Genomic DNA, 12,508 nt, shown 5'->3' on the forward strand with positions numbered 1-12,508 from the left:
GAATCCGGACTACCTCGCGGGAATCCGGACTACCTCGCGGGTTCTCGGACTACCTCGGCAGGGCGGCGCGCAGGTCGTCCAGCCAGCCCGCGAGGTTGGCCACCGAGTCGGGCATGAACGGCACCTCGTCGAGCATCCGCAGCAGCCGGGCGGGGGACACCCATGCGCCCCACGCGACCTCCTCGGGCTGCCAGGTGACCGGGCCGTCGTAGGTGCACTCGTAGAGGAACTCGCGCATGCGGGTGCGCTCGTCGGCGTAGTCGGCGGTGCCGAGGGGCACCAGCTCCACCCCGGTGACGCCCAGCTCCTCGGCCAGCTCGCGGCGCGCGGAGGCGAGCGGCTCCTCGCCGGCGCGCAGCACGCCGCCCGCGCAGAAGTCGTACCGACCGGGGTACAGGTCCTTGGTGTCGGTGCGGCGGTGCACGTAGACGTCACCGGCGCCGTTGCGCACCACGACGGCCGTCGCCGCGTGCCGCAGGTTCTCCGCCCGCACCCGCGTGCGGGGCGCGGTGCCGCACGGCCTCCACGCCTCGTCGTACAGGGTCACGACCTCGTCAGCGGACCCGTCCATGCGAGCATCCTGCCGCACGCGGCCACGGCATGACAGATGTCATGGCGCACCGGTGCGCGCCTCACGGAACCCGGTGAGGGGCGGCACTACCTGCGGCGACGCGCCGCCCCGAGAGTGGAGGCATGACTTCGGAACCCATCGTCCACGTCCGCGGGGCACGCCGCCGCTACGGCACGTTCGAGGCCGTGCGCGGGGTCGACCTCGACGTCCACCGCGGGGAGCTCGTGGCCCTGCTCGGCACCAACGGCGCGGGCAAGACGTCGTTCGTCGAGCTCGTCGAGGGTCTCGCGCCGGCCTCCGGTGGCACGGTCCGCGTGCTCGGCCGGGACCCGTACCGCGAGCGGCGGCAGATCGTCGGCTCGCTCGGCATCATGCTGCAGAGCGCCGGGTTCTCCGGCGACCTCACCGTCGCGGAGACGGCGCGCACCTGGGCCGGGACGCTCACCCGCCCGCGCCCCGTGGCCGACGTCCTCACGGCCGTCGGGCTGGACCATCGCGCCGACGTGCGGGTCGCCAGCCTGTCCGGCGGCGAGAAGCGTCGCCTCGACCTGGCCCTCGCGACGATGGGCGACCCGGAGCTGCTGTTCCTCGACGAGCCCACGACCGGCCTCGACCCCGAGAGCCGGCGCGCCACCTGGGCGCTGGTCCAGGGCATGCTCGACGCCGGCACCACGGTGCTGCTCACCACCCACTACCTCGAGGAGGCGGAGCAGCTCGCCGACCGCATCGCGATCATGCAGGCCGGCCGGGTGGTGCGGACGGGGTCGGTCGCCGACGTCGTCGCCGCCGAGCCCGCCCGCGTCGAGGCCGTGGTGCGCAACGACGGCGGCCGGGCCGTGACGCCCGCCGCCGCGGACCTGCCCGCCCTGGCCGGTGTCGTCGGCGTCCCGGACATCGACCGCACGGGCCGCCTGCGGCTGCGCACCACCCGCCTGCAGGACGACCTGCTCACCCTGCTGCAGTGGGCCGACGCCCGGCGCCTGCGGCTCGACGACCTCGACGCCCGGGCGGCGTCGCTCGAGCAGGCGTTCCTCGCCCTCGACGACACCGACGGGGACGCCCACGGCGCGCCCGGCACCCCCCGCACGACCGACACGGAGGCAGCGGCATGACCACCACGACGACCACCCCCGCTCGCCGGCGACCGTCCGCGGCGGGCTCGCGCGGCAGCAGCGCCCGGCGCATCGCCGCCCTCGCCCGCGCCGAGCTGCAGCTGCTCGTGCGCAACCGCACCGCCCTGTTCAACGCCCTCGCCCTGCCGCCCCTCACGGTGGCGCTGTTCAGCGCCGTCGGGGGTCTGGGCGAGGGGGCGGGGGAGGCGTCCGGCACGGTGCTGCTCAACCTGCTCGTGTTCATGTCGCTCGCGTTCGTCGTCTACTACAACCTCACCGTGGCGTACGTGGCCCGCCGCGAGGAGCTCGTGCTCAAGCGGTACCTCGTGGGCGAGTCCACGCGGGCGGAGATCCTCACGGGCGCGGCCGTGCCGGCGCTCGCGGTGGCGCTCGCCCAGGCGGTGCTGGGCATCGTGGCCGTCTCCGTGTTCCTGGAGCCGCCGGCGTTCGTCAACCCGGTGCTGATGGTGGTGGCGGTGCTCGGCGGCGCGACGATGCTCACCCTGCTGGCGGCCGCGACCTCAGGGCTGTCGCGCACCGTGGAGTCCGCACAGCTCACCACCCTGCCGCTGCTCGTCGTCGCGATCCCGTTCGCCGGCCTCTTCGGCTGGCCCGGCGCCGGGTCCGGCGTGCTCGACACGATCGGCACGTTCACCCCGCTGCGCCCGATCACGGACCTCATGCTGCTCGGCGCCGGAGGGATCGACAGGGACGGCCAGGTGCTGACGTTCACCGAGACGTTCGGCGCGGCCGCGCTTCCCGTGGCCGTGCTCGTCGCGTGGACCGTGGTCGGGGCCCTCGCCGCCCGGCGGTGGATGCGCTGGGAGCCGCGGCGGTGACGACCGCCCCGCGCCGCACGTGGGAGGCTGACGGCGTGAGCTCACGTCGTCGGCTGCCCGTCTCCGGCGTCGGTGGTGCGCGCGGGGTCGAGGTGTACACCCGCGTCAGCCTCTACCTGTTCGTCCTGCTGGAGCCGTTCTTCCTGCTCTACGCGATCTCGGCCCTGTCGACCATGGACGCCGGGCCGCCGGCCCCCCTGGCCGCGGGGCTCCTGGCCGTCGTCGCCCTGGCGCACACGGCGCTGTGCCTCGCGACCGTCCACGCCGGGTTCGACGGCCCGCTCGTGTCCCGGGGGCGCCCGCGGCCCGTGGTCGTGGCCATGCTGGCGTCCGCGGTGGCGGTCGTGGCGACCTCCTTCGCCGTGCTGCCGCCCCCGGAGGGCCCGAACCTGCTCCAGGACCCCCGCACGATCGTCGTCGGGGTGGTGGGCGCCGCGACCTGCGGGGCACTGGCGGTCGCGATCCGGTTCCGGCCGGTGGCGCTCGCGGGGCTCGCGGTGCCGGTGGTGGTCGTCGCCGCCCGCCTGGCCGCCGGTGCCGGGACGGCCCTCGACGCCGTGCTGCTGGGCCTGACCTGTACCGTCCTGGTCCTGTTCTGGTCCGGCACCGCGCGGATGTCCATGTGGATCGTCGAGGTGGTGCGCCAGCTCGACGAGGCGCGCGAGGTCGCGGCCCGGCTCGCCGTCGCGGAGGAGCGGCTGCGCATCGCACGGGACATGCACGACGTCGTCGGGCGGGCGCTGTCCGCCGTCGCCGTGAAGTCCGAGCTCGCCGCCGCCCTCGCCCGGCGCGGCGACCCGCGGGGCGCGGACCAGATGGACGAGGTGCGCACCCTCGCGCAGGAGTCGCTGCGCGAGGTGCGCGGCGTCGTCGCCGGGTACCGGGGCGCCGACCTCGCCACGGAGCTCGACGGCGCCCGGTCGGTGCTGCGGGCCGCCGGCGTGACCGTGCGGGTCGTCGGCGACGTGCCCGACCTCGCAGCCCCGCAGGTCGAGGCGCTCGCCTGGGTGGTGCGCGAGGGCGTCACGAACATCGTGCGGCACTCCGACGCGCACGAGGCCCGCATCGAGCTCACCGACCTCCTCGTGGACGCCGGCCGCGGCACGCGCGAGCTGGCGCTCACCGTCACCAACGACGGCGTCGGTGGCGCCGCCGCGGACACCGGGGGCGGCTCCGGGCTCGTCGGCCTGCGCGAGCGGCTGGCCGCCGTCGGCGGTGCCCTCGACGCCGCGGCCCGCGGCGACCGGTTCGTGCTCAGCGCCCGGGTGCCCGCCCCCGGCCCCACCTCGACTCCCACCTCGACGCCCACCTCGACGCCCACCGGCCCGACCAGAGAGGCCGCCGCATGATCCGCGTCGTGCTCGCCGATGACGAGACCCTGATCCGCGACGCGGTCGCCCAGCTGCTCGACCTCGAGGCCGACCTGGAGGTCGTGGCGGTGGCCGGCAGCGGCCCGGAGGCCGTCGCGACGATCGACCGGCACCGGCCCGACGTCGCGGTGCTCGACCTGCAGATGCCGGGCTTCGACGGCATCGACGTCGCCGAACGGGTGCGGTCCACGGTGCCGGGGTGCGGCGTCGTCGTCGTGACGAGCCACGGCCGGCCGGGCCACCTCAAGAAGGCGCTCGCGGCGGGCGTGCGCGGGTTTCTCCCCAAGACGGCGTCCGCGGCCGTGCTGGCGGCGGCCGTCCGGCAGGTGGCCGGCGGCGGGCGGTACGTGGACCCGGAGCTGGCCGCCGACGCCATCGCCGCGGGGGACTCGCCGCTGACCGCGCGCGAGGCGGACGTGCTCGAGCTGGCCGCCGACGGCGCGCCCGTCGAGGAGATCGCCGAGCGCGCGGCCCTCGCTCCGGGCACGGTGCGCAACTACCTGTCGTCGGCGGTGGCCAAGCTCGGCGTCACCAACCGGCACGAGGCGGCGAGGCTGGCCCGCGCCCAGGGGTGGGTCTGACCGGGCCTGAGCGGGGTCGGAGCGGCCGCAGCGTCCCCGCCAGCCCGTAGGCTGGACCCTTGTGTACGAGGGCGCAGTCCAGGACCTGATCGACGAGCTCGGCCGCCTTCCCGGCGTCGGGCCCAAGAGCGCGCAGCGCATCGCGTTCCACCTGCTCGCGGCGGACGCGGCCGACGTGCGCCGGCTCGCCGACGCGCTCACCGAGGTCAAGGCGCGCGTGCAGTTCTGCGAGACGTGCGGCAACGTCGCCGAGTCGGAGAAGTGCCGCATCTGCGCGGACCCGCGCCGCGCCGACGACGTGATCTGCGTGGTCGAGGAGCCCAAGGACGTCGTCGCGATCGAGCGCACCCGCGAGTTCCGCGGCAGGTACCACGTGCTCGGCGGCGCCATCAACCCGATCGAGAACGTCGGCCCCGACGACCTGCGCATCAGCCAGCTCATGACCCGCCTGGCCGACGGCACCGTCACTGAGGTCATCCTCGCGACCGACCCGAACATCGAGGGCGAGGCCACGGCCACGTACCTGTCGCGGCTCATCGCGCCCATGGGCGTCACCGTCTCCCGCCTCGCGTCGGGTCTGCCCGTCGGGGGAGACTTGGAGTACGCGGACGAGGTGACCCTCGGGCGCGCTTTCGAGGGCCGGCGGGTCGTCGGCGGCTGACCCGCCACGACGCCCGCGACGGGCGCCGACCAGCAGCACCGACGCCGTCACCGCGGCGGGAGGGGGCAGGACCGTGGGAGAGATCGAGGCCGGATCAGAGTTCCGGGACGTCGCCGAGCAGATGTCCGCGCAGGCGCGCGTGTTCCTGTCGACGACGACGCAGGTCGCGTCCGGCGCGGCCCCGGGCGCGGAGATCGCGCTGCTCATCCTCGCGACGTCCGACCTGCTGTCCGCGGGCGCCCGCCTCGCCGCCATCGTCGACGTCGTCCCCGCCGAGCGGTGGGAGCCCGACGCCGGCCCGGAGACCGACGTCGACCCGCTGCGCGACGCGCTCGCCAAGATGTTCGACGGCTTCGACGACTACGTCGAGGTGTCCGACCCTGCGCTGAGCGCCGACGTCGCCCCCGCGACCCTGTCCGGCGACCTGGCCTGCGTCGCCGAGGAGATCGCCAAGGGCCTGCAGCACTTCGACGACGGCCACGAGCTCGAGGGCCTGTGGTGGTGGCAGTTCAGCTACCTGTCGGTCTGGGGCGAGCGGGCGTCGTCGGCGCTGCGCGTGCTCCAGGGCGTGCTGGGCCACCTGCGGCTCGACGTCGCGGACGATGTCGCCGCCGAGGCGGAGTACGACGCCCTGCACTCCTGACCCCAGGCTTCGTTCGGCACCCTGGCAGGTGTTCGGCACCTGCAGGGACCGACGACGTACCGCACTGCCGAACGAGGTCGCGCGCGGGCGCGTGCGAGGATCTTCGGCGTGCCCGACCTCGACACCCTCACCATCGTGCTGCTCGTGCTGGCCGGGCTCACCGCCGGCTGGGTCGACGCCGTCGTGGGCGGAGGCGGCCTGATCCAGCTCCCCGCGCTGCTGCTGGTGCCGGGCATCTCGCCGGTGCAGGCGCTCGCCACGAACAAGCTGGGCTCGATCATGGGCACGTCCACCAGCGCGATCACCTACTACCGGCGGGTCGGCCCGGACCTCACGACAGCGGGCCCGATGGCGGTCGCCGCGCTGGTCGGGGCGTTCGGCGGCGCCGCGCTCGCGAGCCGCATCCCCGCCGACCTGTTCAAGCCGATCATCCTCGTCGTGCTCATCGGGGTGGCGGTCTACACGGTGCTGAAGCCGAAGCTCGGCGCGCACGACAACCTGCGCTGGGAGGGCAACCGGCACCGCTGGACGGCCGCCGGCATCGGCCTCGTCATCGGCGCCTACGACGGGCTGCTCGGCCCGGGCACCGGCACGTTCCTCGTCATCGCGCTGGTCAGCGTGCTGGGTTACGCGTTCCTGCCGGCGTCGGCGCTCGCGAAGATCACCAACTTCGCCACCAACCTCGGCGCGCTGCTGTTCTTCGTGCCGCACGGCGCCGTGCTGTGGGGGCTGGGGCTGATGATCGGCGCGGCCAACCTCGTGGGCGCGTACATCGGGGCGCGGATGGCCGTGGCCAAGGGCAGCGCGTTCGTGCGCGTCATCTTCGTCGTCGTCGTGGGCGCGCTGATCGTGAAGCTCGGCTACGACGTCGTGACGGGTGCCTGACGGTGCGGCCTAGCGGTGGGAGGGGCCGGCGGGGAACTCGTTCAGCAGGGCCGACGTCACCTTCACGTCCCGTAGCTCGCTCCACCCGAGCGCCCGCGTGAGCCGCCACCAGGCGTCCCTCGTGTAGACCCGTTCCCTCCTGCCGTCGTAGATCCGGTACAGGTAGCCCGTGTGCTCGGACCGCGCGAAGTACGAGATGTGCTCGACGTCGAAGGCGTTCTTGGCCCGGTCGGGGATCCGCGGGTCGGTGCAGTCTCCGCCCCAGTGGCGCACGGTGCCGCAGGAGGTCGCCCACATGAGGTCGCCGTTGGTGTCGAGCATGACGTAGCGGCCGGACGGCACGCGGGCCCAGCGGGAGTCGAAGTCGGTGCCTCGCTCCAGGCTGGTCAGGAAGGTGTAGCTCGCGTACGAGGCGCGGCCGAGCCGCTTGGCCAGCGCCGCGCGGGCCTCGGTGCTGGTGATGAGGTGGCGGGTGCCGCCGGAGACGAACCAAACCTGGTCGCGCGAGACGTGGGGCCGGTACTCGATGAGGTAGCCGGTGCTCTTGTTCCACAGGTGCTTCCACGCGGCCTGGTCGTTCTCGACCTTGCGGCGGATCTCGCCCATCCGCTGGTAGATCGAGGCGCCGGGGCACGCGGTGCTGCCGACGTCGCGATGACCGGAGATCCTGGCCTCGCGCGACCCGTCGAGGGTGGTGTAGCCGCGGGCGGGGACCCCGTGCAGCGCGAGCTTCCAGGCCAGGAGGTCGATGACGCCGCGGACGGCCGCGTTGCTGACGGTGGCCTGGTCGTAGTTGCCGAGGACGGAGACGCCGACGGTCTCGTCGTTCACGCCCAGGGCGTGCGCCCCGATGATCTCGAGCTCGACGCCGCCGGTGCGCCCCTCCCAGATGCGGCCCCACTTGTCGACGAGGAAGTTGTAGCCGATGTCGCCCCAGCCGCGGGTCTTCGCGTGGTACGTGTAGATGCCGCGGATGATCGACGGCACCTGGGAGGCCGTGTAGCTGTTGGTCCCGGCGGTGTGGTGGATGACCGCGCCCTTGACCTGCCCCTGCCGGGGCGTCCAGGTCATGAGGGACTCGTCGGCGCCCCAGTCGGCGCGGGAGCGGATGGCGGGGCCGTCGTGCTGGTCCCCGGTCGCCACGGCGGCGGGAACCTGTACTGCCGCACCCGGTCCCATCCCGAAGGGGGCGTCGACATCGGCGGCCGCGCCGTTAGCGGACGCGATGTCCGCGGCGGCCCGGTCCACCGCGCCCTGGCCCGGGTCGATCGTGACGAGCTCGACGTCGTGCACGTCCGCGGCGGCCACGCCCTCGACCGTCACCTCGACCTGGTCCACGTCGCCGACGGCGAGCGGGGCCGTCCCGCCCGTGGTCGCGTCGGGGTCGAGCGCCTCGACGCTCACCGAGGTCCATGCCGACCACGTGGCCCCGTCGTCGGCCGAGGTGCGGGCCTCGACGGTGAGGTCGGCGTCGGGGGAGCCGGTCCAGGTGACGCCGACGGTCGCGAACCCGCTGACGTCTGACGCGGCGGTGACCACGTCGTCGCCGGTCGGGTCCTGCGACCGGCCGGAGCGGAGCGTGTTGGCAGCAGCCGGGGCCTCGACCGGGGTCGTCTCCACGGTGGCCGGGACGGCGGACGGGTCATTGCCGGTCGTGCGTTCGGCGGTGCGTTCGGTGGTGCCTGCGGCGGGCGTCGTCGCGGAGTGCGCCGGGGAGCCCGGCGAGGCGACGGCCGCGGGGGCTGCGGTGGCGACGAGTGCCAGGACCACGGCGGTGGCGGCAGCAGCTCTCGGGCGATGTGCTGTCATCGGTCGGACCTTTGGCAGGGGCGACAGGTGGACCTCGCCAACATAGACCGGCTCGTGCCACATCGCGAGACGCAGCCGGGGTGCCCGCCGGACCGCCGCGTACCATCGACGGGCAAGCACACGAACCCGGCGGGCCGTTGAGAGAGACGGAGGCCGGCGACCGAAGGTTGTGACATGGCACTTGTCGTGCAGAAATACGGCGGATCATCCGTCTCCGACGCCCACAGCATCAAGCGTGTGGCGAAGCGGATCGCCGCGACCAAGCGTGCGGGGAACGACGTCGTCGTGGTGGTGAGCGCCATGGGCGACACCACCGACGAGCTCCTCGACCTGGCCGGGCAGATCACCCCCCTCCCTCCGCAGCGCGAGCTGGACATCCTCCTCACCTCGGGTGAGCGCATCTCGATGTCCCTGCTCGCGATGGCGATCACGAACCTCGGGGTCAGGGCGAAGTCCTTCACCGGCCAGCAGGCCGGCCTCATGACCGACGCGGTGCACGGCCGCGCCCGGCTCGTGGACGTGGTGCCGCACCGCATCCGCGAGACGGTCGAGAAGGGGCAGGTCGCGATCGTCGCGGGCTTCCAGGGCGTCAGCTCCACGAACGACGTGACGACGCTCGGCCGCGGCGGCTCGGACACGACGGCGGTCGCGCTCGCGGCGGGCCTGGACGCCGACGTCTGCGAGATCTACACCGACGTCGACGGCGTCTTCACCGCCGACCCGCGCATCGTCCCGAGCGCCCGCAAGATCGACCGCGTCACCTACGAGGAGATGCTCGAGCTCGCGGCGTCCGGCGCGAAGGTCCTGGCCCTGCGCGCCGTCGAGTACGCGCGCCGCTACGACGTGCCCGTGCACGTGCGCAGCTCGTTCAGCAGCACCACCGGCACCCTCGTCACCGGCACGCACGGCGACGCGATCGACCCGAACGCCCCGGCGGCCGAGGAGGAAAACCAGATGGAAGCCCCGATCATCTCCGGCGTCGCGCACGACCGCAGCGAGGCCAAGATCACCGTCGTCGGCGTGCCGGACAAGCCCGGCACCGCGGCCCGCATCTTCGAGGTCGTCGCCGGCGCCGGCGCGAACATCGACATGATCGTGCAGAACGTGTCGGCCGCCCACACCGGGCTGACGGACATCTCGTTCACGCTGCCGCACGCCGACAGCCCCAGCACCCTGGCCGCGCTCAACGCGCTGCAGGACGAGCTCGGCTTCGCGTCGCTGCAGTACGACGACCAGATCGGCAAGCTGTCGCTGGTCGGCGCGGGCATGAAGTCGCACCCCGGCGTCTCGGCGCGCCTGTTCGGCGCCCTGCGCGACGCCGGCATCAACATCGAGATGATCTCCACCTCGGAGATCCGCATCTCGGTGGTCACCCGGGAGGACGCCCTGGACGACGCCGTGCGCGCCATCCACACCGCGTTCGACCTGGACTCCGCCGACGGCGAGGCCGTCGTCTACGCCGGCTCGGGGCGGTGACGCGCTGATGGTCCAGATCAACACCTCCGGGATCAACGTCGCCGTCGTCGGCGCCACCGGCCAGGTCGGCGGCGTCCTGCGTCGCCTGCTCGCGGAGCGCGCCTTCCCGGTCAAGGAGCTGCGGTTCTTCGCCTCGGCGCGCTCGGCGGGCAGCACGCTGCCGTTCGAGGGCGTGGACGTCGTCGTCGAGGACGTCGCGGCCACGGCCACCGACGACCTCGCGGACGTCGACGTCGCGATCTTCTCGGCCGGCGGCGGCACGTCGCGCGAGCACGCGCCGCGGTTCGCCGAGGCGGGCGCCGTCGTCATCGACAACTCGTCCGCGTGGCGGCTCGACCCCGAGGTGCCGCTGGTCGTCTCCGAGGTGAACCCGGAGGCGATCGCCGACGCCGCCAAGGGCATCGTCGCGAACCCGAACTGCACCACGATGGCCGCGATGCCGGTGCTCAAGCCGCTGGCCGACGAGGCCGGGCTGGAGCGGCTGCGCGTCGCGACCTACCAGGCGGTGTCGGGCTCGGGGCTCGGCGGGGTGAAGGAGCTCGCCGACCAGGCGCGCGCCGCCGTCGCCGGGGGCCTCGAGGGGCTGGCGCACTCGGGCGGGGCCGTGTCGTTCCCGGAGCCCGAGAAGTACGTCGCGCCCATCGCGTTCGACGTGCTGCCGCTGGCGGGCAACCTCGTGGACGACGGTTCCGGCGAGACGGACGAGGAGCAGAAGCTCCGCAACGAGTCCCGCAAGATCCTCGGCCTGCCCGACCTGGCCGTCGCGGGCACCTGCGTGCGCGTGCCGGTGTTCACCGGGCACTCGCTGGCGATCCACGCCGAGTTCGGCGCCGCGATCACCCCGGAGCGGGCGCGGGAGCTGCTGGCGGCGGCTCCGGGCGTCGAGCTGGCGGACGTCCCGACGCCCCTGCAGGCGGCGGGCGCCGACCCGTCGTTCGTCGGGCGCATCCGCACCGACCAGTCCGTGCCCGGCGGGCGCGGCCTCGTGCTGTTCGTCTCGAACGACAACCTGCGCAAGGGTGCGGCGCTCAACGCCGTGCAGATCGCGGAGATCGTCGCCGCCGACCTGGCCGAGCTGGCCGCGCTCGACGACGTCGACGCCGCGGAGGCCACCCCGGCCTGACGCTCGCGAGGTAGTGCGAGACGTGCCGAGGTAGTTCGAAGGCTGCCGAGGTAGTGCGAGACGTGCCGAGGTAGTTCGAGGGGCCGTGGTGAGCATCGCTCACCGCGGCCCCTCGTCGTGCGCGACGTCGTCGAGGACGGCGGCCAGGTCCGCCCCGGCTCGCAGGAGCGCCACCGACCGTGCCGCGATCGACTCTGACCGGGACCGCAGCGCGGCCTCCGCCTCGGCCGTGCCCCCGAGGCCGTGCAGCGGGGCCACGACCTCGCGCAGCGCGGGGATGCCGTACCCCGCGGAGCGGAGGGCGGCGACCACGCGGGCCGTGGTGACCGCAGGGTCGCCGTAGGCGCGGGCGCGGAACGACCCCACCCGCTCGGGCCGCAGCAGCCCCTCGGCCTCCCAGTGCCGCAGCGTGGACGTGCGCACGCCGAGCGCGTCGGCGAGCTCGGTGATCGTCAGGATGCTCCCGCGTGCGGGGCCCGCGGGCTCCGCACGGATCGCGTCGAGTCCGGCGAGCGCCTGGAGGGTCTGGGCACGCTCGGAGGCGAGGCCCGCGTGCAGCTCCGTGATCGCCGCGGCGGCGTCGGCGAGGGACGCCCCCTGGAGCGTGACCATCGTCCGGCGTGCGACGACGGGCCCGACGGCGGTGGCCAGGCCGCGATAGGCCCGGGTGGCGCGGACGTGGCGGGCGGCGTAGGCGCGGTAGCCGTTCGGCTCGCGGCGGGCGGGAGGCAGCACCCCGAGGCGCTCGAGGTCACGCACCTGCTGCACGGAGTAGCCGGTGGCGCGGGCGACGTCGACGGTACGCAGCGGACGGTCCCTCCTCACCCCACACCAGCACTTCAAGGTCACGCTTGAACCATGACGAGTATGGAACAGATCCTCGACACGGTGCGGCGCCTCGACGGGGCCCTCGTCCTCGAACCCCGGGCTGGGGACGGGACCCCCGAGATCGCGTGGGGCGACGCGTTCTTCTACCACGCGCCCGACGGCGAGGTCCCGACGTCCGAGCAGCCCTTCGGCACCGTCGTCACCAAGAACTACCCGGACGACGTCGCCTTCGACCTCGACCGTCCCGGCCGCTGGCGGGTCAACGTGCACGTCGGTCGCGCCCGGGCGCGTGTGCTCGTGCCCGGCCGCGAGCCGGCCGCCGTCGTCGTCCCCGACGTCCTGCTCCCGCACCCGGTGTACGGCGACCTGGGCTGGGTGTGCGTGCTGAACCCGGCCGGGCGGACGACGCCGCTGGTCCTGGACCTGCTGAGCGAGGCGCACGACGCCGCGAGGCGCCGCTCCGAGCGTCGTCGGGCGCTCGGGTGAGGGTGCGGCACCCCACCGTTCTTGGCCGAACTACCTCGCCAGGATCCGAACCACCTCGCTGGGTTCGGGACTACCTCGGCGGGAGGGGTTGCGCGCCGGGGCGGGTCTATGGTTCATTAGTCGA

13 protein-coding genes are annotated in these 12,508 nt (G+C 74.1%); 10 read left to right on the forward strand and 3 right to left on the reverse strand.

Features of this window, described 5'->3' with window-relative positions; translation table 11 throughout:
* Nucleotides 1-49 precede the first annotated feature (49 nt).
* A complete protein-coding gene (locus ACH436_RS06225; RefSeq protein ID WP_430559327.1) occupies nt 50-571 on the reverse strand; it encodes an NUDIX hydrolase in 522 nt (173 codons plus the stop codon).
* Between the two features lie 122 nt (nt 572-693).
* Between ACH436_RS06225 and ACH436_RS06230 the strand changes: the two genes are divergently transcribed.
* The 7 genes from ACH436_RS06230 (at nt 694) to ACH436_RS06260 (ending at nt 6,662) form a co-directional block, all read left to right on the forward strand.
* Entirely contained in the window at nt 694-1,683 is a 990-nt protein-coding gene (locus ACH436_RS06230) for an ABC transporter ATP-binding protein (RefSeq protein ID WP_430559328.1), read from the forward strand.
* Complete coding sequence (locus ACH436_RS06235; protein WP_430559329.1) at nt 1,680-2,522, forward strand: ABC transporter permease; 843 nt, start codon at nt 1,680-1,682, stop codon at nt 2,520-2,522. The genes ACH436_RS06230 and ACH436_RS06235 overlap by 4 nt, the downstream gene beginning before the upstream one ends.
* Nucleotides 2,523-2,557: 35 nt before the next feature.
* Nucleotides 2,558-3,871, forward strand: coding sequence for a sensor histidine kinase (locus ACH436_RS06240; protein ID WP_430559330.1), 1,314 nt, complete (start codon nt 2,558-2,560; stop codon nt 3,869-3,871).
* Nucleotides 3,868-4,473, forward strand: coding sequence for a DNA-binding response regulator (locus tag ACH436_RS06245; RefSeq protein ID WP_430559331.1), 606 nt, complete (start codon nt 3,868-3,870; stop codon nt 4,471-4,473). Before ACH436_RS06240 ends, ACH436_RS06245 begins: the two co-directional genes overlap by 4 nt.
* Before the next feature lie 61 nt (nt 4,474-4,534).
* Complete coding sequence (gene recR, locus ACH436_RS06250) at nt 4,535-5,134, forward strand: recombination mediator RecR (RefSeq protein ID WP_430559332.1); 600 nt, start codon at nt 4,535-4,537, stop codon at nt 5,132-5,134.
* Between the two features lie 73 nt (nt 5,135-5,207).
* Nucleotides 5,208-5,777 carry a DUF5063 domain-containing protein gene (locus tag ACH436_RS06255; RefSeq protein ID WP_430559333.1) on the forward strand — a complete coding sequence of 190 codons (570 nt, stop codon included), beginning with the start codon at nt 5,208-5,210 and terminating at the stop codon, nt 5,775-5,777.
* Between the two features lie 108 nt (nt 5,778-5,885).
* Complete coding sequence (locus ACH436_RS06260) at nt 5,886-6,662, forward strand: TSUP family transporter (RefSeq protein ID WP_430559334.1); 777 nt, start codon at nt 5,886-5,888, stop codon at nt 6,660-6,662.
* 9 nt (nt 6,663-6,671) lie between these two features.
* On the opposite strand, the gene ACH436_RS06265 is transcribed toward ACH436_RS06260, so the two are convergent.
* Complete coding sequence (locus ACH436_RS06265) at nt 6,672-8,471, reverse strand: N-acetylmuramoyl-L-alanine amidase (protein WP_430559335.1); 1,800 nt, start codon at nt 8,469-8,471, stop codon at nt 6,672-6,674.
* 174 nt (nt 8,472-8,645) lie between these two features.
* Here ACH436_RS06265 and ACH436_RS06270 point away from each other — a divergent pair, with 174 nt between their 5' ends.
* Nucleotides 8,646-9,947, forward strand: a complete 1,302-nt coding sequence (locus ACH436_RS06270; protein WP_430559336.1) for an aspartate kinase — start codon at nt 8,646-8,648, stop codon at nt 9,945-9,947.
* Between the two features lie 7 nt (nt 9,948-9,954).
* Entirely contained in the window at nt 9,955-11,070 is a 1,116-nt protein-coding gene (locus ACH436_RS06275) for an aspartate-semialdehyde dehydrogenase (protein ID WP_430559337.1), read from the forward strand.
* Between the two features lie 99 nt (nt 11,071-11,169).
* On the opposite strand, the gene ACH436_RS06280 is transcribed toward ACH436_RS06275, so the two are convergent.
* Entirely contained in the window at nt 11,170-11,895 is a 726-nt protein-coding gene (locus ACH436_RS06280; protein WP_430559338.1) for a MerR family transcriptional regulator, read from the reverse strand.
* Between the two features lie 33 nt (nt 11,896-11,928).
* Between ACH436_RS06280 and ACH436_RS06285 the strand changes: the two genes are divergently transcribed.
* On the forward strand, nt 11,929-12,384 hold the full coding sequence (locus ACH436_RS06285; RefSeq protein ID WP_430559339.1) for a DUF6194 family protein: 456 nt from the start codon (nt 11,929-11,931) through the stop codon (nt 12,382-12,384).
* Nucleotides 12,385-12,508 lie beyond the last annotated feature (124 nt).

It is taken from the genome of Isoptericola sp. NPDC019693, assembly GCF_044389085.1.
Classification (GTDB): domain Bacteria; phylum Actinomycetota; class Actinomycetes; order Actinomycetales; family Cellulomonadaceae; genus Isoptericola.

What these genes read in the sequence shown, in the direction of transcription:
- ACH436_RS06225 (WP_430559327.1), bottom strand. Translation starts at nt 571, where the DNA reads ATGGACGGGTCCGCTGACGAGGTCGTGACCCTGTACGACGAGGCGTGG.
- ACH436_RS06230 (WP_430559328.1), top strand. Translation starts at nt 694, where the DNA reads ATGACTTCGGAACCCATCGTCCACGTCCGCGGGGCACGCCGCCGCTAC.
- ACH436_RS06235 (WP_430559329.1), top strand. Translation starts at nt 1,680, where the DNA reads ATGACCACCACGACGACCACCCCCGCTCGCCGGCGACCGTCCGCGGCG.
- ACH436_RS06245 (WP_430559331.1), top strand. Translation starts at nt 3,868, where the DNA reads ATGATCCGCGTCGTGCTCGCCGATGACGAGACCCTGATCCGCGACGCG.
- ACH436_RS06265 (WP_430559335.1), bottom strand. Translation starts at nt 8,471, where the DNA reads ATGACAGCACATCGCCCGAGAGCTGCTGCCGCCACCGCCGTGGTCCTG.
- ACH436_RS06270 (WP_430559336.1), top strand. Translation starts at nt 8,646, where the DNA reads ATGGCACTTGTCGTGCAGAAATACGGCGGATCATCCGTCTCCGACGCC.
- ACH436_RS06275 (WP_430559337.1), top strand. Translation starts at nt 9,955, where the DNA reads ATGGTCCAGATCAACACCTCCGGGATCAACGTCGCCGTCGTCGGCGCC.
- ACH436_RS06285 (WP_430559339.1), top strand. Translation starts at nt 11,929, where the DNA reads ATGACGAGTATGGAACAGATCCTCGACACGGTGCGGCGCCTCGACGGG.